Below are 23786 nucleotides of genomic sequence, written 5' to 3' on the forward strand. Positions count from 1 at the left end.
ATTCCGACCCGTCGATCCGGTGGCAGGTGATGCGCGGCCTGCTGGACGCCCCGGAGCGGGAATGGATGGCCGAGCGGGCCAGGTGGAGACCGAGGGCTGGGGCGCCAGGCTGCTTGCCTGCCGGGACGAGGACGGGCAATGGGCGGGCGGCGCCTTCCTGCCGCCGGTTTCGATCCCCAGGAATGGCGCGAGCACGGCCAGCCATGGACGGCCACGAGCTTTTCGCTGTCGCAACTCAGGGAATTCGGTCTCGATCCCGCCTGCGGGCAGGCCAGGCGCAGCGTCGAATTGATCGGCACCAACGCCCGTTGGGAAGAAGACGGCCAGCCCTATTGGCAGGGCGAAGTCGAAGAATGCATCAACCGCCGCACGATCGCCGACGGCGCTTATTTCGGCATCGATGTCTCGCCAATTGTCGACAGGCTGACCGGCGAGCGTCTCGACGACGGCGGCTGGAACTGCTTGCGGGTCGACGGCTCCTACCGCTCCCCTTTCGCCAGCACCATCAATGTGCTGGAAGGCCTGCTGGAATTCGAGAGATCGACTGGCGGCACGCCGCAATGCCGGGAGGCGCGCCGGTCTGGTGAGGAATTTCTGCTTAAGCGCCACCTGTCGCGCCCCTCCGAGCTGGTACTGGAAATCCTGCCTGAGACGCACAAAGGCGCCTTCACCAAGGAAGACGGCGAGAAAGTGCTCGACGCCAAGGGCAAGCGGATCGTCTGATCCCGCTTACTTCACCACGGCCGAGCCCTTGACAATGTCGATCGTCTCGCCGCCGTCAAGCCCGATGCGGTCGCCGTCGGGCGTCGTCATGAAACAGCCGGAAGCGCAGAGGTTCTCCGAAGCACCGGCATCGACCACGACCTCGACGCGCTGGCCGCTCTCGGTGATGACAAGCACCACTGCAGCCGGATCGGTGTTGGTGATGGATGCCGCCTGAACCGCGGGCGCGGCAAGCAGCGGGACAAGCAAAACGGCGGCAAACCTTGCCATCATGTGCGGCGGCGCGGGCGCGCCCTCCCCTCGAACGACCGGTGCTGCCCTCGGCAGCGATCCCGATGGTGGAGATCATGCACATAGACCTGTGAATGATGGCTGAATGAGCCGTTCAGCTCTTCAAGCTGCCATCCGCCGTCCGCCCGCGCAGCTGCCGCACCGGCCGCTCCTCTTCCTCGATGGGCTTGTTCTTTGGAGTGTCCCGGCCGTCCGTCCGCTCCTTGACGGCATTGGCAAGGACAGGCGGAGCATCGCGATGGATGGTGAGGTCGCTCTGCGGCAGCGGGATCTCGATGCCTTCGGCCTTGAAACGCCGGAGAATCTCGATCCTGAGATTGTTGCGCACCGTCATGCCGTCGCCCATGTCGGCGAGGAAGAAGCGCAACTCGAAATCAAGCGAATAGGGTCCGAAGCGCAGGAATTCGACGTGCGGCTCGGGATTGCGCATGACCAGCGGTATCTTCGCCGTCAGTTCCAGCAGTATATCCATCACCTGCTGCGGATCGGCATTGTAGCTGACGGAAACCGGAATTTCCGAGCGGCCGATCTTGTTACGATGCGTCCAGTTGCCGACCAGGCCGTTGATCAGCTCCGAATTCGGCACGATGATCGACTGCTTGCGGAAAGTCTCGATCTCGGTGGCGCGCACCGAGATGCGCTTGACGATGCCTTCGGCCGTGCCCGAGACGACGTGGTCGCCGACCTTGAACGGCCGCTCGACGAGCAGGATCAGGCCGGAGACGAAGTTGGAAACGATGTTCTGCAGGCCGAAACCGATACCGACAGAGAGCGCCGAGGCGACGAGCGCGAAGCTCGACAGATCGATGCCGGCGGCCGAGACGCCGATGATCGCGGCGATGCCGACGCCGAGATAGCCGATGCCCGTCTTGACCGAATTGCGCACGCCGAGATCGACATGGCTTCTTGCCATCACATTTCCGTCGAGCCAGCGCTGCAGCCAGCGTGTCAGCAGGTAGACGCCGGCAAACAGCAGGATGCCGGTGCAGATGCCGAGCAGGGAGATGCTGATGCCGCCGAGCCTGACCTCGGTAAACAGCCTATAGGCGATGATCTGCAGATCCTGCACATGAAAGCCCCAGAGCAGCAGGATCAGCGGGACGCCGACGATCAGCGCCACGGCATAGATGGCAAGGCCGACGAGCAGGCCGGCCTGGTCAATCGCCACCGGCCCCAGATTGAAGCGGCGTGTCAGGAAGCGGGCAAAGAAGGTATCGCCAAAGCTTTCCTGCCTTGAAATCGCCTTGCCGGAAAGCAGGCCGACATACATGGTGGCGACAACAGCACCGGTGATGATGAGCTGCGTGGCGACGAAGCGCGCGAGCCCGACATACCCTGTCAGCGCGGCGATGATGAGACTGGCGCCGACGACCCGCAGGATGATCGCCATGCCGCGCGGCCAATGCCTTCCCGGCGCGTCGGGATCGCCGTTCCTCGCCAGCATCGGCTTGCCGAAGGAGACCGTGATCAGGATCATGCCGATGATCAGCGCCGCAAACAGGCTTCTGATCACGGTCAGCACCAGCGGCGAGCCCATCGCCTCGCTGACGGTGCCGAACAGATAGTCGAGCCCGTTGACCACAGCCATCGCCAGCAGGCAATAGCCGATCGAGCGGGCGCCGAGATTGGAAAGCCGCACAAGCCGCCAGCGCGGCTCACGCGGCGCGAAGATGGCGTTGACGAAGCGGCCGACGAAATAGACGAGCCCGATTGTCCCGAACAGCGCGCCGATGACCGGCGCGATATCCGGCCTCAGCACGTTGAAGCCGTTCAGGAAGAAGAACGAGGTGACGAGCAGCACCGAGAGCGCCAGCGTACGGATCAGGGTCGACCAGAAGGCGATCGACAACCGGCCGATATAGGATGGCTCCTCGACCGCCTCATCGCGGCGTAGATACGCGCCGAACAGCCGGTAGCTGCCGGAAAGCAGGATGAGCGCTGAGGCGAGCGACAGGAAGATCGCGGCAAACATCGGAAAACGCTTGAATTTCCAGACGAAGACGGCCCAGCTCGACAGAGCCTGCGAGAATTCGCTGATCTCGTGCACGAAGGCGCCAGCCGCATCGTCGATCACCGAAGCGGAGACCTCGGTCCGCTTGAAAAGCGTATCGGCAAACAGCTGCCGCCGCATCTCGATGATCTGGTTGACGAGCTTCGTCACCGCGATCGACAGGTTTTCGGCGTCGCCTGTCACCGCATTGATCTGCGCCCGCTCGGCAGCGAGCGTATTGCGCTCCTGGGTGACGATCTCGGCTTCGGGAGGCTGCCCGTCCTTCGGCGGATCGCCGATCTCGGCAAGCCGGTTCTTTATCTGGTCGAAACGCGGCCTGAGATTGACCGATATGGTGATGACGGCGCGGCTGAGCTCGTCGGCCTTGGTCGCGAGCCCAACCAGCGCATCGTCATTGTCGGCATTCTGCTTGACGCCGTCCTGAAGCGCCGTCAGTTGGACCTTCGCCTTGTCGATCTCTTTCGCCGCCTGGTCGAACGGCGTATCGACAGGCGCCGGCACGGCCGCCTGCGTCTGCGCTTCCTGCGCGAAGGCTGCGGCACCCTTGAAATGCGCGCCGGCGAGCGCCAGCGTCACGAGAAGAATGGTGCGAAGCAGGATGGACCTCAGCCGCAAAAGCGCCTCCGGAAAGGTTGTCGTCGGGATGGAGTTCCAGCTTTTCCTAGCAAAGAAAGGCGACAGAAAGGCGGAAGCTCCTGGAAAGGTTTAGAAGCCGGCCCCGGGCTTGGAGAGATAATCGCGTTCCCCAGCCGTCGATTCCCGTCCGAGCATGGCATTGCGGTGCGGAAAGCGGCCATAGGCGGCGATTATGTCGCGATGGCGGATCGCATAATCCAGATATTCCTCATCGCCGAGCGCGGCGAACAATGCCACCGAACGTTGCTGCTCACCAAGGTCTTCGGCATGTTCTAACGGCAGATAGAAGAAGGTGCGGCAGGCGGTCTCGACCACCTGGTCGGCGCCGACGGCAAGGGCGAGCTTGGCCTCCCGAAGCGCCAGCCCGTCGGTTGCGAAGGCGAGAGGCGTGCCGCGATAAATATTGCGGGGAAACTGGTCGAGCACGATGACGGCCGCGAGCCGGCTCTCGGCATCCGCCCGCCATTCATCACTGATGCCCGCGGCAAGAGTCAGATGCGTCTCTCGGAAGCCTTCGCGGATCTCGACGTCGAGCTCCGGCGGCGGGCGAAACCACAGCTCCCGGCCGCATCGGACGAACCAGAAATCATAGACTTCCCTCGGCGTACGGATCGTCGTCATGTTCGCTTCACCTAGCGTTATGTTCGATAATGCGGCGTCGGTAAGCCATTGCAGAGAAGGGATCATAGTGTGCGGCATGATCCATACAGCAGACCTTCCTACTTCCAGCCACCCACGTCTATCTACTTCCCCTCACTCAACGAAAACACCAGCGTCGCCTTTGTCCCATCATGCCCGGGGTCATAGGCAAAATCCGATTTCAAGCTCGCAGCCATGGCCGTCAATATCCGCGTGCCGAGCCCGGTTCCCCTCGCCGGGCTCTCCGGATCGAATCCCGCCCCATCGTCTTCGACGATGACCCTCAACGCCTCATCCGTCTGATCGACAACGACGCGGATTTCGCCCGGCACGCCGTCGGGATAGGCGTATTTGAAGGCATTGGTGACGAGCTCGCTGACGATCAGGCCGAGCGTGATCACCTTGTCGGTCGCCAGATTGACGGGCCCAGCGGTGAGCACGATGCGGTGCGGCCGTTTGTCATCGCGCACCGAGGCTTCGAGTTCGGTGAGCAGGCTGTTCAGATATTCATCCACCTGCACCGAGCCGACCTGCCGGTTGGTATAGAGCCGGCGGTGCACGCTGGCGATGGCGTTGATGCGCATCTGGGTTTCGTGCAGCGCATCGATCGCCACCTGGTCCTTGGTCATCGAGGATTGCATGCGGATCAGCGCGCCGACAAGGCCGAGACTGTTGGCGATGCGGTGATTGACCTCGGCAAGCAGCATCTCGGCAAGGTCGCGCTGCTGGCGGATCACCTCCTGCGCCTGCGCCGTCTCGCGGCGAAAGCGCGCCCGCTCCAGCGCCTGTTCGAGGGCAGCGGCGAGCAGGTCGAAATAATCGGCCGAGATCCCCTTGAGCATATAATCGTCGGCGCCGGCTTTCAGCGCCGCGACGGCGATGCTGGTATCATCCGAACCCGTCGCATAGATGACCGGCGGATGATCCGGCAGCGCCGTGATGCAGGGCAGTATGTCGAGTCCGGTCTCGCCGGCCAGAACATGATCGAGCACCACGGCGTCGATGCCGCCTTTGCCGAGTCTCGCAAGGCCGGCAGCACCGCTCTCGGCCCATTCGACCGAAAAGCCGCGCCGGCCGAGGTTCTTCTGCATCAAGAGGGCGAGTCCCTCGTCGTCATCGATATAGAGGATGCGGATCAGGGCATCCGCATCGCCGCTAGAAGTGCTCATTCCATCTCCCGGCTTTCTCTCGCAGCGACGACCGCCCGCAAGCGTCCGAGTCGTCCGCGTAGCAATGTGGTATTGCATCGGCCGCCTGCGGTAAACAGCGGCTATCCCTCGCCCTTCTTGCAGGCGGCGCGGAAGGAGGATGGCTGGAAGCCGGCATTTTCAGAACACGACCTGACCTGGAGGAGGTTCCCATGGAGCCGTTCAAGGAGATTGGAAACGGAAAACCTGAAATGAAACGCTGAAACGCCGAGCGGCCCGATTGGTTCCGCCGGCGGGCTAATTCCTCTGGAATTTCCGATGGCCGGACACTTCGGCGCCTGCCTCCGCCGGCAATTGCAGGAAGCGCAGCGACGACATGACGCCGATCGCGCCGACCACGACGAAGGCCCAGCGGAAATCGGCAAGAACGGGATTATCGGCGCCCCTGAGGGCCGAGGTGATATTCAGCACGGCCGCCGCAACGGCGACGCCGAGCAGCATCGACACCTGCTGCAGCATGCTCGACAGCGTCGAGGCCGAGCTTCGCTGCGCCGGACCGATATCGGCAAAGGCCAGTGTGTTCAGCGCGGTGAATTCCATCGACCGCGACAGGCCGGCAAGAAAAAGCAGCGCATGGATGAAAAACTGCGGTGTACCCGGCGTGAGGAAACCGCAGGCGGCGATTGAAAGTGCCGCAATCAGCCCGTTGAACACCAGCACGACGCGGAAGCCGAAGAATCGCAGCAGCGGTGTCGTCACCGTCTTCATGCCGAGATTGCCGAGGAAATAGACGAGCAGATAGGTGCCGGCAGCAATCGAACTCAGCCCGAAACCGAGCTGGAACAGGAGCGGCAGCAGGAACGGCGTCGCGTTGATCGCCACCCTGCAGGCCGTGCCAGCCGACAGCGTCGACATCGAGAAGGTCTGGACGCGGAAGGCTGAAAGGTCGAGCAGCGGATTGTCGACAGCGAGGAAATGCCGGGTCGCCATCACAGACAGCACGATGCCGGCGGCGAGCATTGATATGACGGGGAAAAGCCCGCCGTCCCATTTGACCGAAAGCTCCAGGGCGGCAAGCAGGAAGGTCAACCCTGCAGCACTCAGAACGAAGCCGGCGAAATCCAACCGGCCGGGATCTGTCTCGCGCTGCTCCGGCACGAAGCGCAGCACCAGCGCCATGCCGAGAATGCCGACCGGGATGTTGATGAGGAAGTTCCAGTGCCAGCTGGCATAGGTGGTGATGAAGCCGCCGAGCACCGGGCCGATCACGGGTGCGGTCAGCGCCGGCCAGGTGATCAGCGCAATCGCCTGGACGAGTTCGGATTTGCGGGCGTTCTTGAGCACGATGATGCGCCCGACCGGCGTCATCAGCGCGCTGCCCGCGCCTTGGAGGGCCCGCCACAGCACAAATTCCGTAAGACTGCCGGACAGACCGCAAAACAGAGAGGCGGCGGTAAAGACGGCGATCGACATCAGGAAGATACGGCGCGCACCGAACCTGTCGCCGAGCCAGCCCGACAATGGAATGAAGGCGGCCATCGTCAGCATGTAAACGGTGATGCCGATGCTCATCGACACCGGCTGGACATTAAAGCTTGCCGCCATCTGCGGCAGCGAGGTGGCGACGATCGTGCCGTCGAGGATCTGCATGAAGAAGGAAACGGCAACGACAAGCGCCACGATCTTCGCCTGGCGGCCGCTTGCCGCCTCCTGCCCGTTCTCGCTCGTCTCTGCCGTCGTCATCGATCTGCCAATGAAAGTTTGGATACCGCGGCAGGAAAACGGGAAGGAAGCCGATCGGAGATCTGCCGCGCGAGAGAACGCGGAAAAGCGCCGCGCAATGGCTGCATACGCTCGTTGCGCGCGGCCGGAAAGGCTAAATCTCGCACTGCGCGGGAATATTCCCGACGCGGCGGGCGGCGCGACTTTAAGAAAAAGGCCCCGCCGGAGCGAGGCCAAGTTTGAACCGCTCCCGGGAAAACAGGAACGGCACCGAGGTCCATATCCTGCGGCCCATCTCGCATCGAGGTCAGATTTCTCCGTATCGGTACTCTCGCAAACCAAATTCGGGGAAGCGCCGAGATTAGTCCGCGAAGTCGTTACCCACTTGGCGAGCGGCCTGTTGGGTGCAGCAACGATTGGCGCTTGCAATGTTTATATAAAGTGCTATCACTAAACATATTGCTAAACATGATGATTGAGGAGTTCATGTGAGCATTCTCTAAAATGGGTGAACATGCGACGCCGGCGGGGAGCCGGCATTGGTTCTGGGAGGAACTTATGCAGAAAACATCGAAAGCCCTTTTGGGGCTGGCTGCGGCACTCGTCATGTCGTCGGCATTGCCCAATCTCGCCAAAGCTGAGGAACTGACGCTGTGCTGGGCCGCCTGGGACCCCGCAAATGCGCTGGTCGAGCTGTCGAAGGACTTCACCGCCAAGACTGGCACGCAGATGAAGTTCGAATTCGTTCCCTGGACGAGTTATGCCGACCGCTTCCTCAACGAGCTGAATTCCCATGGCAAGCTCTGCGACCTCATCATCGGCGACAGCCAGTGGATTGGCGGCTCGGCCGAGAACGGCCACTACGTCAAGCTCAACGACTTCTTCGACAAGGAAGGCATCAAGATGGATGACTTCGTGCCGGCGACGGTCGTCGGCTATTCGGAATGGCCGAAGAACACGCCGAACTACTGGGCACTGCCTGCCATGGGCGATGTCGTCGGCTGGACCTACCGCAAGGACTGGTTCGAGAAGCCGGAACTGCAGAAGGAATTCAAAGCGAAATACGGTCGCGATCTCGCAGCTCCGAAGACCTACGACGAACTGAAGCAGATCGCCGAGTTCTTCCAGAAGCGTGAGATCGACGGCAAGACCGTCTACGGCGCCTCGATCTATACCGAGCGCGGCTCCGAAGGCATCACCATGGGCGTGACCAACGTCCTTTACGACTGGGGCTTCCAGTACGAGAACCCGAAGAAGCCTTATGACATGGAGGGCTTTGTAAACTCGGCCGACGCGGTCAAGGGTCTCGAATTCTACAAGTCGCTCTATGATTGCTGCACACCGCCCGGCAGCTCCAACGTCTACATGGTCGAATCCGCCGACGCCTTCAAATCCGGCCAAGTCGCCATGCAGATGAACTTCGCCTTCACCTGGCCCGGCCTCTACAAGGACGAGAAGGTCGGCGGCGACAGGATCGGCTTCTTCCCCAATCCTGCTGAAAAGGCGCATTTCGCCCAGCTTGGCGGCCAGGGAATCTCGGTGGTCTCTTACTCCGACAAACGCGACGCCGCCCTGCAATACATCAAGTGGTTCGCACAGCCCGATGTGCAAGCCAAATGGTGGGAGCTCGGCGGGTTCTCCTGCCTGAACTCCGTGGTCAATGCGCCGGATTTTGCCAAGAGCCAGCCCTATGCCCAGGCCTTCCTGGACTCGATGGCGATCGTCAAGGACTTCTGGGCCGAGCCGAGCTACGCCTCGCTGCTGCAAGCTATGCAGAAGCGCGTCCATAACTACGTGGTTGCCGGCAACGGCACCGCCAAGGAAGCGCTCGACGGCTTGGTGAAGGACTGGAGCGACGTCTTTAAGGACGACGGCAAGATCTAGTGCCGGACGAAGGAACAGGCGGCACCCCTCTGCGCGCCATCCTCACCAGGGTGGCGGCCCGGATCGGCAGACGAGCCGGGCCGCCAGATCTTCCATATCCCAATAGACCGGGTGAAAAATTGACCATTTCCCATTCCTCCATCGTCGAGAATGCAGTCGATGCGACAGCAAGGGCAACGCCGGTCTCGGTCGCCCGGCGCGTCCGCGGCCTCTCCGACAGGGCCATCGCCTGGCTGTTCATCGCGCCTGCCATCATCCTACTGCTGGCGATCAACATCTTCCCGCTGATCTGGGCAATCTATCTCTCCTTCACCAATTACCGCGCCAACCGGCCGAATGCGCCGGTCCAGGGTGTTGGCTTTGGAAATTACCAGCGCGTGCTGAACGACCCCGATATCTGGCAGGCGATGCAGACCACCGCGCATTTCGTCTTCTGGACCATCCTCCTGCAAACGGTGATCGGCTTCAGCCTTGCCTATCTGATCGACCGCAAGTTCCGCGGCCATGCCTTCTGGACAACGATCATCCTGATCCCGATGATGCTGTCGCCCGCCGTCGTCGGCAATTTCTGGCGCTTTCTCTACGAGCCGCAAATCGGTCTCTTCGCCTATGCCGTCTCGCTGGTATCAGGCATTCCGACCTCCGATATCCAGATGCTTGGCAATGTCACTCTGGCGCCCTGGGCGATCATCATCGTCGATACCTGGATGTGGACGCCTTATGTGATGCTGATCTGCCTCGCCGGCCTGCGCTCGATTCCCGACTATATCTACGAGGCGGCCGAGGTCGACCGCGCCTCGCCGTGGCGCCAGTTCTGGTCGATCACCGTGCCGATGGCGCTGCCCTTCATCATGCTCGCCGTGCTCTTCCGCGGCATCGAGAATTTCAAGATGTTCGACATGGTGACGCTGCTCACCGGTGGCGGGCCGGGCTCGGTCACCGAAGTCGCCTCGATCACGCTGAAGCGCGCTGCCTTCGAAAGCTGGGCGACCGGCCGGGCCTCGGCCTTCGCCATCATCCTCTTCGTCGCGGTGTTCGGGCTCGCCAACATCTATGTCAAGGCATTGAATAGGGTGAAGCAACGATGAGCGCCGCCAACTCAGCCCATTCGGTCGTCGCACCGAGCCGTTCAAGCAAGCGTATCGCCGGCACGATTGTCGTCCTCTATGCGCTGATCACCCTCATTCCGCTCGTCTGGATCTTCCTGACCAGCATCAAGTCTCCGCCGGATTCGATCAGCTATCCGCCGAAGATCGTCTTCACGCCATCGCTCGAAGGTTATTGCAACCTGTTCACCACGCGTACGCGGCAGACGCCCGACTATATCGCCTCGCTGCCGGCGCCGGTCGGCACCTGTGATGAGGTGACCCGCAAGCGCAACATGGTGATCGCAGGTCCGTCGAATTTCCTGCCGCGCTTCATCAATTCGCTGGTGATCGCCTTCGGCTCCACCTTCCTGGCGGTCTTACTCGGAACGCTTGCCGCCTATGGCTTCTCGCGCTTCAAGGTCCCGCTTGCCGACGACCTGTTGTTCTTCATCCTGTCGACGCGCATGATGCCGCCGATTGCCGTCGCCATCCCGATCTACCTGATGTATCGCGAACTCGGCTTGTCGGACACGGCCGTGGGCATGATCCTGCTCTATACCGCCGTCAACGTCTCGCTCGCCGTCTGGCTGCTCAAGGGTTTTATCGACGAGATCCCGCGCGAATACGAGGAAGCGGCGATGATCGACGGCTATACGAGGCTGCAGGCCTTCCGCAAGGTCGTGCTGCCGCAGGCAACCACCGGCATCGCCGCGACCGCGATCTTCTGCCTGATCTTTGCCTGGAACGAATATGCCTTCGCCGCCCTGCTGACCTCGGGCGAGGCCCAGACCGCACCGCCCTTCATCCCGACGATAATCGGCGAAGGCGGGCAGGACTGGCCGGCCGTCGCCGCCGGCACGACGATCTTCCTGATCCCGATCCTCGTCTTCACCATTTTATTGCGCAAGCAGCTGCTGCGCGGCATCACCTTCGGAGCCGTCCGCAAATGACCCACCTGATCGAAACACGCACCCCTGCCCGCTCGAAACGACCATTCTTCCTGCGCCGCGGCCCGATGGAGAGCATCGCAACCGTTCTGATCGGGCTCGGCTTCCTGATGCTGTTCCAGCCCTTCCTGCTGGTGCTTTACACCTATTCGCTGGTCACCCTCCTTGCGGGCACCGTCATGTTCATCATCGTCTCGAAATTCCCGGAGTAAATCATGGCGGATATCCGGATCGAAAATCTCCGCAAGGAGTTCGGCAGTTTCGTCGCCGTGCAGGATTCGAGCTTCACCGTTCATGACGGTGAATTCCTGGCGCTGCTCGGTCCATCAGGCTGCGGCAAAACGACGACGCTTCGCATGATCGCCGGCCTCGAGCTGCCGAGCAGTGGCAAGATCTATCTCGACGGCGAGGATGTTACGTTCAACCGCGCCAGCGCCCGTGACATCGCCTTCGTCTTCCAGCTCTTCGCACTCTACCCGCATATGAACGTGCGCAAGAATATCGGCTTCCCCTTGCTGTCGCAGGGCATGCCCAAGGCCGAAATCCGCCAGCGCGTCGAAGAGACCGCTCGCCTGCTGCAGATCGACCATATTCTCAACCGCTCGGTCTCCGGTCTCGCCGGCGGCGACCGGCAGCGCGTGGCGCTCGGCCGCGCCATCGTCCGGCGCCCGAAATGCTTCCTGATGGACGAGCCGCTCGGCACGCTCGACGCCGAGTTCCGCGAAATCATGGTCCACGAGCTACGCGAACTGCACAACCGCATCCATGCCACGACCGTCTACGTCACTCACGACCAGCACGAGGCGATGGCGATGGCCGACAAGATTGCCGTCATGAACCATGGCATCATCGAGCAGTTCGGCACGCCGCAGGAAATCTACGCCAAGCCCGCGACCATGTATGTCGCCGATTTCATCGGCTCACCGCCGATGAACTTCATGCGCTTCACCTCGGGACTGAAAAGCGGTGACCGCTCCATCCTGCTCGACGGCGTCGATGTCGCCGTTCCGGAGATCCATCAGGACATGGCCCAAAGCGAGCTCGCGCTCGGCGTGCGGCCGGAGCATATCCGATTCAGCGACGCCTCGGCGCTCCGCGGCGCCATCTACGGCAGCGAATATCTCGGCACCAACCAGGTCGTGGCCGTGGAAACCCAGGGCGGCCTGATCAAGGCCCGCGTTCCCGCCAATCGCAGCTTCCGGATCGGCGAGACAGTCGGCCTCGAATTCAACCCGTTGAAACTCGCGCTCTTCGATTGCACGTCGGGCCGCGCGGTGCCGTCCCAGCTCTATCAGGAGACCCGGCATGGCTGATGTCGTCCTCAGAAAACTTAACAAGCGCTTCGGCGACACCCAGGCTCTATCGGATCTCGATCTGTCGATCCGCGACGGCGAATTCGTCGTGCTGCTCGGTCCTACAGGCGCCGGCAAGACCACGACGCTACGGCTGATCGCCGGCCTGGAAAGGCCGGATAGCGGCCGCATCGAGATCGGCGGCCGCGATGTCGCCGCGGAAGCACCCGCCGAGCGTGACGTTGCCTTCGTCTTCCAGCAATATTCGCTCTATCCGCACATGACGGTTTACGAGAACCTCGCCTTCCCGCTGAAGGCGCCGGTCCGCAAGCTGAGTGCGATGGAGATCGACCGGCGCGTCCGCGAGGTCGCCCGCATGGTCAGGATCGACCACAAGCTGGAGAACCGCTCGACCAGGCTTTCCGGCGGCGAGATGCAGCGTGTCGCGATCGGACGGGCATTGGTGCGCCGGCCGGCGATCTATCTGATGGATGAACCCTTGTCCTCGCTCGATGCGAAGCTGCGCGCCGAACTGCGCCTGGAACTGAAGCGCATCCAGAAGGAACTCGGCTCGACGCTGCTCTATGTCACCCATGACCAGGTGGAAGCCATGACCATGGCCGACCGGATCGGCATCGTCGCCGAGGGCCGGCTGATGCAAGTCGGAACACCGCGCGAGATCTATGGCAATCCCGCCAATCTGCACGTCGCCGCCCGCCTCGGCCAGCCGCACATCAACCTTCTGCCGGCGGACCTCCTGCCGGGCGGCCGGCCGCCGGCCGGCACGAAGACAGTCGGCGCCCGCACCGAACATCTCGACATAATCGTCGGCAAGGATGCCAATGCCGAGATCGACTGGATCGAGCATCTCGGCGACCAGAACCACCTGCACATCAGGGTTGCCGATCCCAAACAGCCTGCGCGGGATCACAAGCTCGTCACACTTGCAGATCCATATCTGGCGATCGCACCGGGCGACCGGATCAGCCTGACGCTGCGCGATCCGCTTTATTTCGACGCGAGTGGACAGCGCCTTTCCTGACCGGCAAACAGACGTGGTGATGGCATGAAAAACAAACAGACGGGTGTCAATCGATGAAACATTTCTTCAACCGCAGGGAAAACATCGTCACCGAAGCCTTGGACGGTCTGCTTCTGACGAGCGGTGCTGGCCGTCTTGCCCGCCTCGACAGCTATCCCGACATCAAGGTGATCCTGCGCGCCGACTGGGACAAGTCGAAGGTGGCGATCATATCAGGCGGCGGCGCCGGTCATGAGCCCTCCCATGCCGGCTTCGTCGGTAAGGGCATGCTAACGGCTGCCGTCTCCGGCGAAATCTTCGCCTCGCCGAGTGTCGATGCCGTGCTGACGGCGATCCGCGCCGTCGCCGGCGAAAAGGGCGCCCTGCTGATCGTCAAAAACTATACCGGCGACCGCCTGAATTTCGGCCTCGCCGCCGAAAAGGCGCGCGCCGAAGGCTTCGATGTCGAGATGGTCATCGTCGCCGACGACATCGCTATCCCCGGCATCAACCAGCCGCGCGGCGTGGCCGGCACGCTATTCGTCCACAAGATCGCAGGCTATCACGCCGAAAGGGGCGAGGACCTGAAGACGGTCGCAACCTATGCCGCTAGTGCCGCAGGCGACATCATTTCGCTTGGCATGTCGCTCTCCACTTGCAGCGTGCCCGGCCAGGCGCATGAGGACCGTCTCGGAGCCGACGAGGGCGAACTCGGCCTCGGCATCCACGGCGAACCTGGCATCGAGCGCATCACGCTGCAGCCGGTCGCCGATATCGTCGCCACCATGGTGGCCCGCCTGTCGCCGACGTTGCGCGAAGGGGTAAGCCACGCCCTCCTCGTCAACAATCTCGGCGCCGTGCCGCCGCTCGAAATGGCGGTCATCGCAAATGCCGTGCTGTCCTCGCGGCTTGGCCGTCACGTCCGACTGATCATCGGGCCGGCGCCGATGATGACCGCGCTCAATATGAACGGCTTCTCGCTGTCGCTGATCCGGCTGGATGACGTTCGCGAGGCTGCGCTGACGGCGGCGGTGGAACCGCATGCCTGGATGCCTGCCGTCGAACGCCACGAGATCAACATCATCGCCGCACCGAGAACGCCGGCCGGCATGAATGGCGCGGCCGCAGCCGGGGAAAACACGCGCAACCGTCGCTTGATCACGGCGCTCTGCGAGCATCTGATCTCGCAGGAAAGCGAACTCAACAGGCTGGACGGCCGCGTCGGCGACGGCGATACCGGCTCGACAGTGTCGGCGGGCGCCCGCAGCGTGCTTGCCCGCCTCGACACGCTGCCGCTAGATCGTCCGGCGGCAACGCTCGCCTCGCTCGGCGATATCCTCGGCACCAGCATGGGCGGGTCGAGCGGCGTGCTGCTATCGATCTTCTTCACCGCGGCGGCAAAGGCGATGGCTGACAAGGCCGAATTCGCCGCCGCTCTCCTTGCAGGGCTCGACAGGATGACGTTCTATGGGGGCGCCGGAGTCGGCGACCGGACGATGGTCGATGCGCTGTCGCCCGCCCTGCAGGCGCTCGCGTCGGGCGATGTCGCTGCGGCGGCAAAGGCTGCGGCATCAGGCGCCGAGTCGACGAAGACGATGACGAAGGCGAGAGCCGGGCGCGCCTCCTATATCGGCGAAAGAGATCTGGCGGGCGTCGCCGATCCCGGCGCCGTCGCGGTTGCCGGCGCGTTCGGGGTGGTGGCCAGCCTCGCCTGACCTGAGTAAAGTTTGAGAGCCGCACGGGAGATGCGGCGACAGGGAGGATGACAGTGCAGGCGGAACCGGTGCTTGTGGCAGGATTGATCGAGGTGTGCCGCGCGACGATCGCGGCAAACAGCGATCACCTCTGCGCGCTCGATCGCGCCATCGGCGATGGCGATCACGGAACCAATATGCGGCGCGGCTGCGAGGCAGTCAGCGCCGAAGGCGAAAGCCTGTCCAGCCTGCCCTTCCCCGACGCCATGGAAAAGATCGGCCTGACGCTGGTGATGAATGTCGGCGGAGCGGCCGGGCCGCTCTACGGCACGCTGCTGATGGAGATCGGTCGCGAGCTTCGCAAAAGCGACGAGACGGCCGATTTTTCGCTGGTGCTGAAGCAGGCTATCGACGCCGTCGCGGGACGCGGTCGGGCGCATGCCGGCGACAAGACCCTGCTCGACGTGCTCTATCCCGTGCATGCCGCGTTAGCGAAGAGGTCTCCACTCGGTGACGTCGCCCGCAAGGCCGAACGCTCGGCCAACAGAACCGCCGCGATGAAGGCGATGCGCGGGCGCGCCGCCTATCTCGGTGACCGCTCGATCGGCCATGTCGATCCCGGCGCGTCGAGCTGCGCGCTGCTGACCACGGCAATCTGCCGCTATCTCGGGGAGCATCGTCCGCAATGAATGGAAAGACCGCAAATGTGGGTATCGTGATCGTCTCCCACTCGCCGCTGGTGGCAAGGGGTATCGCCGACATGGTCAGGCAGATGGTGGGCGACAGCGTGCCGCTCTCTTGGTCCGGCGGCAATGTCCATGGCGATCTCGGGACCGATGCCGGCGGCATCCTGAGAGCGATCGAGGCCGCCTGGTCCGAGGCCGGCGTCGCCGTCTTCGTCGACCTCGGCGGCGCCGAAACCAACAGCGAGATGGCGATCGAAATGCTAGGCCTTCCCCGCTCGGCCCTCGTCTCCATATGCAACGCGCCGCTCGTCGAAGGCGCCGTCATCGCTGCTGCCGAGGCGTCGGGGGGCGCGTCGCTGGCCAAGGTCGTCGCCACAGCCGAGGAACTGTCCCCCTGATGACACCAGGATTGCGTAGTGAAAAACAGGAGCCCGATCCATTGCACGTGAATTGCCAGACGGAGGTGGAAGTCAAGCACGGTGTCGGGCTGCACGCCCGCCCCTCCGTCACCTTCACGCGGCTTGCCAAGTCCTTCCCCTGTTCGATCGAGGTCGCCGTCAACGGCAGCGATATCTGGCTGAACGGCAAGAGCATCATCAAGATCATGGGCGCGAGAATCCGTAAAGGTTCGATCCTCAGGATCCGCGCCGACGGCATTCTCGCCGAAGAGGCGATCCGCGCGCTGAAGGAACTCATCGAGCGCAACTTCGATGAGGAAAAGAAGCATGGCCGAACCGCTTAGACTGAAAGCGAAGAGCGCATCCCCGGGCATCGCATCCGGCCCGGCCTTTCTCGCGGAGGAGCCGAGGGCTCCTTCCGCTGCCGAGCGGCCGGACGCCGCCCCTGCATCCCGAGCCGTCGGTGGATACAGCGCGCTGGAGAAGGCGATCGACATCTCGATCGGCGAACTCGAGCACCTTGCCGATGGAGCCGATGCCGAAAGCCGGGATATCATCGATTTCCAGATCGAGGTGCTGCGCGATCCGACGATCGCGGAAGCGACGGGCGCGCGCATGGAGGCCGACGAGAATGTCGTCTTCGCCTGGGTCGCCACCCTCGACGCCTATATCGGTGAACTCGAAGCGGCCGACGAAGAACAAATGCGGGCACGCGCCGTCGATATTCTCGACATCAAGAACCGCGTGCTCGGGGCGCTCGCCGGCACCCCGATCGCCGATTTCCCGCCCGGCTCGGTCTTCGTTGGGAAGGATATGGAGCCGAGCCGCTTTCTCGCCCATGACTGGTCGAAAGGCGGCGGCATCGCGCTGTTTGCAGGCAGCACCGCCGGCCACGTCGCCCTGCTTGCCAGGGCGAAATCAGTGCCGATGGTGGTCGGCACGGGCCGCTTTTCGGCAGCAGATGGAGATCCCGTTCGCGTGGATGGCGATGCCGGCACGGTCGTCCTGAAGGCCGGCGGCATGCTGATCCCCTTGCCGGCGCCCGCACGAACTCCTGCCACCGACACGCAAACAGCAAGCGGCGAGCTACGCACGGCGGATGGCGTCCCGATCCTGCTCTCCATCAACATCAACGATCCTGCCGAGATCGGCGCGCTCGATCCGGCAACGGCAGGCGTCGGTCTGATGCGCTCGGAGTTTTCAGTTGCCTCGGTCGCCGATGCCGCCAACGAGGAACGACAGCTGGCAATCTATCGCCGCGTGCTGGAGCAGGCGGGCGAAAAGCCGGTAACGATCCGCATGCTCGATATCGGCGGCGACAAGCCGCTCGCCGGCTCGGAAGACCTGCCGGCTCTCGCCGCCTCGGGTCTGCGTGGTATCCGGCTGCTGCTTGCCCAGCCGGAAATTGCCCGCGTCCAGGCCCGCGCCCTACTGCGCGCCGCCGTCTTCGGCAGGCTGTCGGTGATGCTGCCGATGGTGACCTTCCCTGATGAGGTCGACAGGATGCGCGAGCTATTCCGCGAGGAAGCCGAAAAGCTTGGCCGCCGTGCGCTTCCCCACCGGATGCCGCCGATCGGCATGATGGTGGAGGTGCCATCAGCCGCATTGATGCTCGACACGTTCGGCGCGGCGGCGTTCTTCTCGTTCGGAACCAACGATCTCACGCAGTATCTTGCCGCCTCCACGCGCGACGACATCGATGCCGATGCCGGCAAGACCGCACCCGCCGTGCTCCGGCTGATTGCTCAGGCTGTGAAGCTTGCCGCCGGCAAGCCCACCAGTATCTGCGGCGACATGGCCGGCAATCCCAGCTATCTGCCAGGGCTGCTCGCCGCCGGCCTTCGGCATTTTTCCGTGGCGCCGGCCCGGCGTCCCGCGATAAGATCGGCGATCATCGGCCTCAACGCCGATGGCACAAAGGCAGCCGGAGAATAGGATGGCGCGCGAAGACACCGAAGACGCCATTATCGCCTACAAGTCCATTCTGGCGCAGATCATCGACAACAGGCCATCGGGCACGCGTCAGCGCCTGGCGACGGCGCTTGGAAAACATCGCAGCTTCGTCACCCAGATCACCAGCCCGACCTATGCAACGCCGCTGCCGGCGCGCCATCTCGCGACCATCGTCCGCGTCTGCCATTTTAGCGCTGCCGAAGAGGAGCGCTTTCTCGAAGCCTATCAGGCCGCCCATCCCGGCAAGTTGCCGGATCTCGGCCATTCCGAGAAATTGCGACACCTGTCGCTAATGGTGCCCGACTTCGGTGACGACAGGAAGAATCGGCTGCTGGAAGAGGCGATCTCCGATCTGGTGCAGAAGATCGTCGCGATTTCAGGGGCGAGTGAGTAGTGGTGAGCAGGTTGACGTAACGTAATGCCTTTGGCCTTGGGAGGGGCTTGATGAAGAAGTTCATGAACACTGCGGAATCCATGGTCGCCGAAAGCGTCGAAGGCTTCGTGCGCGCCCATGAGGCCTTCGTGGTGTTCGGGCATGAGCGCAGATGCATCCGCCGCCGCCATCTCACCCCTGGCAAGGTGGCTCTCATATCAGGCGGCGGCGCCGGCCATGAGCCGATGCATATCGGCTTCGTCGGCCAAGGCATGCTGGATGCCGCGTGCGTCGGCCATATCTTCACCTCTCCGACACCGAGCCAGATCATCGCCGCCATCGAAGAGGCCGATACCGGCGCCGGCTGCCTGCTCGTGGTCAAGAACTATGACGGCGATCTGATGAATTTCGAAATGGCGATCGAGATGGCCGGCGACCGCCACAACATCGACATGGTCGTCGTCAGCGACGACATCGAAACGTCGCGGATCGGCGAAGGCAGAGGCCGACGCGGCGTCGCCGGAACACTGATCGTCGAAAAGCTCTTGGGTGCAGCGGCCGAGCGCGGCATGCCGCTGGCCGAGTTGAAGCAGCTTGGCGAGGGGTTGAATACCCGCATCCGCTCGATGGGTGTGGCGCTGAACGGCGTGACGGTGCCGCAGACCGAGCGCACGACGTTTGCGCTCGGGCCTGGCGAGATGGAAATGGGCGTCGGCATCCATGGCGAGCCCGGCCATGCCAGGCAGCCCTTCGCAGCCTCCGACGCCATCATCGGCCATCTCTGCGAGACGATCGCCGGCGACATCGCGGCAGCGCCTCACGCAAGGGCACTGCTCTTCGTCAACGGCCTCGGCGGCACGCCGCCGGCCGAACTCTACCTGGCCTACAACGGCGCCCGCCGCTTTATCGAGGAAAGAGGCATCTCGATCGAGCGCTCGCTTGTGGGAACCTATGTCACTTCGCTCGACATGCAGGGCCTGTCCATCACCCTCGCCCTCCTGACCAACGAGGAGATCGCGCTGTGGGATGCCCCGGTGGCGACCGCAGCTCTAAATTGGCCGTAAAAGTTCCCCAGGCGTCAGAGGTAAAGCGCTGCCATCTTCCGCCATGCGCCGGCACGGTGGGCGCGACCATCCCACACATGCAGCTGATGACCGACATTCTTGTCCGCGAGCAGCCGACTGAGATGCCGGTTGTTGTCGAGAAAAGGATCAGCATCGCCGATGGTGAGAACGATGTCGCGTCGCGCAGCCTGTCGAGCCGCCAGTCGCCGCCGAGACCGGGCAGGAAATGCATCGGCGTGTGGAAATAGACGCCGACGTCGTAATAGACATCAAACAGGTCGCGGAAGGATTCTACCTTCATCGTCAGATCGTAGCGCCCGGAAAAGGCGACAAGCTTGCGGAAGAGATGCGGGTGGCGGAAGACGAGGCTTGCCGCCTGGAAGGCGCCGAGGCTGCATCCGTGCTGCACGATGGTCCAGTCATGCGGGTTCTTCGCCGCCATCAGCGGCAGCACCTCGTTGAGGATATAATCCTCCAAAGCGGCATGCCGGCGGATGCGATCGGCCGGATGGCGGTAGAAGCCGTAAAGGCTCTCGGTTGCCAGTCCCTCGATGCAATAAAGCTGGAGATGACCGGCCTGCAGCTTGTCTGCAAGGCTTGCGACCAGACCGAGCTGTTCATATTCGAAAAAGCGCCCTTCCCGCGTCGGAAAGACCGGCACCTTTGCGCCGGCATGGCCGAACACCAGCATCTCCATGTCTCGATGCAGACGCTGACTGTACCAGCGCAGATATTCGCGGTTCATGGCACCCTGAAGAACTGTCCGATCTCGTCGCGGAGCACCGCTTCTTGCTCAGCACTTCCAGGGTAGTCGAAATGCCCGGCGTCCAGGATGAAGATTTCATTGAATTTCGGTATCGAATTGGCGACAGCGAACTGGCAGGGCGGCGCGACCGAAGGATCGAAAAGCGCCACCGCCGTCAGCATCGGCACCCTGATCCGCCGCGCGGCCGTCGCCGCATCGAAGAAGCGCAGCGTCTCCAGCACGTTTTCATGTTCCGCCTGATATTCCTGCACTCCTTGCGCACTGCCGACGCTCGGCAGTTCGAGGCGCAGCGGCTGGTGCCCGAAGCTTGGAAGTGCGAGATGCCCGCGGTCGATGCGCGGATCATAAGCGATCGCCATCGCTCCGATACCGCCGCCGAAGCTGATGCCGCTATAACCGATATGCCCCGAGAGCCAGGGATAGAGAGCTGCGAGCGTCGAGACGGCAAGCCAGATATCCTCGACGCAGCCGCCGATGATATAGGAGTCCTTCTTGTCGATTTCGTGCAGCACGTGCCAGGAAGGATTCTGCGAAATCGGCGGATGGGCGCTGAGCGACAGCCCGCGGCAGCAGGGAAAGATCAGCGCCGTTTCCTCGACCGGCAGGTCGAAATCCGGCCGGTCGCGCCCGCCGTAACCATGGCCGACGACGAGACCGCGCCGCACCTGCCCGCCGCGCGGCAGGAGCAGCCAGCCGCCGATCCGGAACGCATTCGTAGAGAGATAGACGAGGTCGAGCACGTGCCAATCGGGATGGGTGAGCTGGCTCCGGGAAAGAACCGGCTGCGGATCGACCGTCAGCGCCTTTTGATAGCGTGCCTTCCAGAATGCGTCGAAACCATGAGGCTCCTCCGGCGGCTCGACCGCAAGGAGTTCCTCGAGCCGCATGCCGTAGGTCGGATCGAAGGAGAAGGGATGGGTTATGGGAATGCTCATCCGGACTTTGTCGCGTGAAAGCGCCCGGCGCGCAAGACGATGTGGCGGCACTTGCCCACCCGCTCTCACCAGCAGCGCTCATGCGCCCGCAGGCCAATAAGCCGATGTGAATTCCCCTAAGGGATCGGGCAGTGGTATTTATAGTGAGCCAAGGTCATCATCAGCTCGTCGCCCGTCGCCTCGCGTATGCCGGGATTTTCTTCGAGGAACGTGCATAGCGCATTGCCGATCGCTTCCGCCGTGGCCCCGGTTGGAATGCAGACGTTAACTCCAACGGCGATTGCAAAATGCGCCGAGTTCACCATCCTGCTGGGTGTGGGAGCGGCCTCGGTAAAAATGCGACGGGCGAGATACTCGTCACTATTCCATTTGTCCAACCAGCCGGCAACATACCCGACGACAAACTGCCGGGACCCGCTGCAATCAGAATAGAGAACGTCACCGCCAGATAATCCGGCGGGAATCTTTGCTGAAACCGTTGCCAACAGGGTGGCGATAAGAATGCCCGACATCACATCTCCCCAAGTCTCAATGGCGCGGAGCTTCGATCGGGAAAATGTCGGAAATGAGCTTCAAACGTGTCATCTTTTGTGCCGCATTCAAAAGTAGCAATGAGCGGCAATATGTGTGCGGTTACGAGGTCGACAAAACACGGTGCAATCCCACGATACGCCCTCGCCTAAGGAGTTGGATGCACCGGATTCTCGTGATCGCCCGCCTTCAACCGCGGTCGAAACGGCTGACCTCAAGTCCGCTGCCAACCGGCAGCAGCACGCTTGAGATTCCCGGCCTGGCGCGGATGGCTTCGCCGTAGCGCCTTACATCCTCGCCCCCGGGCCGGATCATATTGTCGGCGACGATGATCGCGCCCGAATTGAGCTTGGGATAGAAGGCCTCGAGGCAGGGAAGGTAGAGATCCTTCCAGAGATCCACGAGCACGAAGTCGATGCCCTCAGAAAGCGCGTCGATCATCTGGACGGCGTCGCCGACTTTGAACTCGACATGGTCGGCAAGGCCCGCCTTGACGGCCATATCGCGCGCATAGGCCGACTTGTAATCGTGCATTTCCATGGTGATCAGCCGGCCGCCTGAAGCGCGGGCGGCTTCCGCCAGCCATATCCCCGAATAGCCGAAGGAGGTGCCAAGTTCGAGAATGGTCGGCGCCCTGAGGCTCCTGGCGAGGATGTTGATGAACTGCCCGGTCTCCGGCCCGACCGCGCGCAGCCGCTGGTCCTGCCCTCCGTCGCGGCCGCCGGGAGGCAGCTCGCGCGGGCTGTTGCGCTCCGTCTCGATCATGCTGTGATAGATATCGAGCACTTCCTCGATCCTGTTGTCCATCGGCCCGCCCTTCTGTCTCGATTGTTGGCCGACATTGCCCGACCGAACGGGCTGCGAAAAGTTAAAGTTCGGCAATCATCGGGTTTTGCGGCCTCGCTGCGGTTGCACATGCCGCCGCGCTCCGCTACATCAAACCCGTCAATGGCCGGGTCACCCAGCCACGTAAGCGTTAACGTCACTCAACGCGTATGATCGAACGGCTTTGCGGCTTCGATCTGCGCGACTGTGTCCTGCGGATCGAGTTTCAAAAGCTCATGAGGACACATGGATAACAATCAATTCAAAGAGCAGACTTCACCGGCCCCCGGCATCGAGCGGGTGCGTCACGACACGCGGCGGCGCACCCTAACGGTCGAAAGCGTCATCGACATCACCCCCGGCATGCGCCGCATCGCATTGAGCGGCGACGATCTCGCCGATTTCACCAGCCTTGCGCCCGACGACCACATCAAGATCTTTGTTCCCGCCGCCGATGGCGGAGAAGAGCGCCGGGATTACACGCCGCGCCGCTATGACAATGCCGCGCGCAGATTGACCATTGACTTCGCCTTGCACGAGGGAGGTCCGGTCACGCAATGGGCGATCGGCGCACGCCCAGGCGACCGGCTCGAGATCGGCGGGCCAAGGGGCTCCGCCGTGGTTTCGAAGGCGGTGACGCGATGGTTGCTGATCGGCGACGAGACCGCGCTGCCGGCGATCGGCCGCCGGATCGAGGAGAGTGCGGCCGAAACTGCCATCACCGCGATCGCCGCCGTCACCGGCCCGCTGGAAGAGCAGAGCTTCGAGACCCGAGCGGACCTTGATATCCATTGGGCGCACCGGCCTCTCTCCGAGGCAACCGATGCCGCGGCACTGCTTAAACTGTTGAGCATGATCGACATCAAGCCGGAAACCTTCGTCTGGGTCGCGGCGGAAGCCTCGGTGACACGCGAGATCCGCGCCCATCTGCTGGAACGGGGCTACCCGCTGAGCTGGATCAAGGCATCCGGCTATTGGGTATTCGGCAAGGCCGATACGACGGAGAAGTTCAGTTAACCCGTAGGACGCCGACGCTGGCCGCCGCTCCGGAAGCCGGGGCGACGGCCGGATATACTGTCAGAAAAGCAGCCGGATATACATTGCGATTTAATCGGATGCGATATATATGTATTCGTAAGCAACCAGAGCGTCGATAGGA

The 23786-nt window shown here is 62.7% G+C and carries 23 protein-coding genes and 1 pseudogene; 15 read left to right on the forward strand and 9 right to left on the reverse strand.

Translation table 11 applies throughout. The features are described from left to right. Positions 1-138 precede the first annotated feature (138 nt). Entirely contained in the window at positions 139-723 is a 585-nt protein-coding gene (locus tag OS035_RS10105) for a hypothetical protein (RefSeq protein ID WP_331813643.1), read from the forward strand. A 6-nt stretch (positions 724-729) separates the two neighbouring features. On the opposite strand, the gene OS035_RS10110 is transcribed toward OS035_RS10105, so the two are convergent. The 5 genes from OS035_RS10110 to OS035_RS10130 all read right to left on the reverse strand — a co-directional run bounded on the left by OS035_RS10110 (position 730) and on the right by OS035_RS10130 (position 7191). After that, positions 730-996: a hypothetical protein gene (locus OS035_RS10110; protein WP_097625825.1), complete on the reverse strand. Its 267-nt coding sequence runs from the start codon at positions 994-996 to the stop codon at positions 730-732. A gap of 112 nt (positions 997-1108) precedes the next feature. Beyond that, the gene (locus tag OS035_RS10115) at positions 1109-3640 is read right to left on the reverse strand and encodes a mechanosensitive ion channel family protein (protein ID WP_097625826.1); all 2532 of its coding nucleotides are present in this window, start codon (positions 3638-3640) and stop codon (positions 1109-1111) included. A gap of 90 nt (positions 3641-3730) precedes the next feature. After that, entirely contained in the window at positions 3731-4282 is a 552-nt protein-coding gene (locus tag OS035_RS10120) for a DUF924 family protein (RefSeq protein ID WP_097625827.1), read from the reverse strand. 122 nt (positions 4283-4404) lie between these two features. Further along, on the reverse strand, positions 4405-5469 hold the full coding sequence (locus tag OS035_RS10125; RefSeq protein ID WP_097625828.1) for a sensor histidine kinase: 1065 nt from the start codon (positions 5467-5469) through the stop codon (positions 4405-4407). A 276-nt stretch (positions 5470-5745) separates the two neighbouring features. Further along, on the reverse strand, positions 5746-7191 hold the full coding sequence (locus OS035_RS10130; protein WP_097625829.1) for an MFS transporter: 1446 nt from the start codon (positions 7189-7191) through the stop codon (positions 5746-5748). A 537-nt stretch (positions 7192-7728) separates the two neighbouring features. Here OS035_RS10130 and OS035_RS10135 point away from each other — a divergent pair. The 13 genes from OS035_RS10135 (at position 7729) to OS035_RS10195 (ending at position 19570) form a co-directional block, all read left to right on the forward strand. Continuing rightward, positions 7729-9054: an ABC transporter substrate-binding protein gene (locus OS035_RS10135; protein WP_097625830.1), complete on the forward strand. Its 1326-nt coding sequence runs from the start codon at positions 7729-7731 to the stop codon at positions 9052-9054. A 119-nt stretch (positions 9055-9173) separates the two neighbouring features. Next, positions 9174-10142, forward strand: a complete 969-nt coding sequence (locus OS035_RS10140; protein ID WP_183779402.1) for a carbohydrate ABC transporter permease — start codon at positions 9174-9176, stop codon at positions 10140-10142. Continuing rightward, on the forward strand, positions 10139-11092 hold the full coding sequence (locus OS035_RS10145) for a carbohydrate ABC transporter permease (RefSeq protein WP_183779404.1): 954 nt from the start codon (positions 10139-10141) through the stop codon (positions 11090-11092). The genes OS035_RS10140 and OS035_RS10145 overlap by 4 nt, the downstream gene beginning before the upstream one ends. After that, positions 11089-11301 (forward strand): hypothetical protein, encoded by a 213-nt coding sequence (locus OS035_RS10150; RefSeq protein WP_097625833.1) that lies wholly within the window; start codon positions 11089-11091, stop codon positions 11299-11301. The genes OS035_RS10145 and OS035_RS10150 overlap by 4 nt, the downstream gene beginning before the upstream one ends. Positions 11302-11304: 3 nt before the next feature. Further along, complete coding sequence (locus OS035_RS10155; RefSeq protein WP_097625834.1) at positions 11305-12402, forward strand: ABC transporter ATP-binding protein; 1098 nt, start codon at positions 11305-11307, stop codon at positions 12400-12402. Further along, positions 12395-13423, forward strand: coding sequence for an ABC transporter ATP-binding protein (locus tag OS035_RS10160; RefSeq protein ID WP_183779406.1), 1029 nt, complete (start codon positions 12395-12397; stop codon positions 13421-13423). The genes OS035_RS10155 and OS035_RS10160 overlap by 8 nt, the downstream gene beginning before the upstream one ends. 53 nt (positions 13424-13476) lie before the next feature. Beyond that, positions 13477-15117, forward strand: a complete 1641-nt coding sequence (locus tag OS035_RS10165) for a dihydroxyacetone kinase subunit DhaK (protein WP_183779408.1) — start codon at positions 13477-13479, stop codon at positions 15115-15117. A gap of 47 nt (positions 15118-15164) precedes the next feature. Then, on the forward strand, positions 15165-15785 hold the full coding sequence (gene dhaL, locus OS035_RS10170; protein WP_331813644.1) for a dihydroxyacetone kinase subunit DhaL: 621 nt from the start codon (positions 15165-15167) through the stop codon (positions 15783-15785). Continuing rightward, a complete protein-coding gene (gene dhaM / locus OS035_RS10175; protein ID WP_097625838.1) occupies positions 15782-16180 on the forward strand; it encodes a dihydroxyacetone kinase phosphoryl donor subunit DhaM in 399 nt (132 codons plus the stop codon). The genes dhaL and dhaM overlap by 4 nt, the downstream gene beginning before the upstream one ends. Then, complete coding sequence (locus OS035_RS10180; RefSeq protein ID WP_097625839.1) at positions 16180-16524, forward strand: HPr family phosphocarrier protein; 345 nt, start codon at positions 16180-16182, stop codon at positions 16522-16524. The genes dhaM and OS035_RS10180 overlap by 1 nt, the downstream gene beginning before the upstream one ends. Then, positions 16508-18115, forward strand: coding sequence for a putative PEP-binding protein (locus tag OS035_RS10185; protein WP_331813645.1), 1608 nt, complete (start codon positions 16508-16510; stop codon positions 18113-18115). The genes OS035_RS10180 and OS035_RS10185 overlap by 17 nt, the downstream gene beginning before the upstream one ends. A gap of 1 nt (position 18116) precedes the next feature. Next, positions 18117-18527 carry a hypothetical protein gene (locus tag OS035_RS10190; protein WP_097625841.1) on the forward strand — a complete coding sequence of 137 codons (411 nt, stop codon included), beginning with the start codon at positions 18117-18119 and terminating at the stop codon, positions 18525-18527. A 50-nt stretch (positions 18528-18577) separates the two neighbouring features. Next, positions 18578-19570: a dihydroxyacetone kinase subunit DhaK gene (locus OS035_RS10195; protein WP_331813646.1), complete on the forward strand. Its 993-nt coding sequence runs from the start codon at positions 18578-18580 to the stop codon at positions 19568-19570. 14 nt (positions 19571-19584) lie between these two features. Here OS035_RS10195 and OS035_RS10200 read toward each other — a convergent pair. The 4 genes and pseudogenes from OS035_RS10200 to OS035_RS10215 all read right to left on the reverse strand — a co-directional run bounded on the left by OS035_RS10200 (position 19585) and on the right by OS035_RS10215 (position 22609). Then, a pseudogene (locus OS035_RS10200) lies at positions 19585-20315 on the reverse strand (esterase family protein). Then, the gene (locus OS035_RS10205; RefSeq protein ID WP_183779412.1) at positions 20312-21271 is read right to left on the reverse strand and encodes an acetylxylan esterase; all 960 of its coding nucleotides are present in this window, start codon (positions 21269-21271) and stop codon (positions 20312-20314) included. The pseudogene OS035_RS10200 and the gene OS035_RS10205 overlap by 4 nt, the downstream one beginning before the upstream one ends. Before the next feature lie 116 nt (positions 21272-21387). After that, complete coding sequence (locus OS035_RS10210; protein WP_097625844.1) at positions 21388-21783, reverse strand: Rap1a/Tai family immunity protein; 396 nt, start codon at positions 21781-21783, stop codon at positions 21388-21390. 208 nt (positions 21784-21991) lie between these two features. Further along, the gene (locus OS035_RS10215) at positions 21992-22609 is read right to left on the reverse strand and encodes an O-methyltransferase (protein ID WP_183779414.1); all 618 of its coding nucleotides are present in this window, start codon (positions 22607-22609) and stop codon (positions 21992-21994) included. A 264-nt stretch (positions 22610-22873) separates the two neighbouring features. Here OS035_RS10215 and OS035_RS10220 point away from each other — a divergent pair, with 264 nt between their 5' ends. After that, positions 22874-23644: a siderophore-interacting protein gene (locus OS035_RS10220; protein ID WP_097625846.1), complete on the forward strand. Its 771-nt coding sequence runs from the start codon at positions 22874-22876 to the stop codon at positions 23642-23644. Positions 23645-23786: the final 142 nt, after the last annotated feature.

Origin of the sequence: Rhizobium sp. 268, from assembly GCF_036571585.1 — a bacterium.
Classification (GTDB): Bacteria; Pseudomonadota; Alphaproteobacteria; order Rhizobiales; family Rhizobiaceae; genus Rhizobium; species Rhizobium redzepovicii.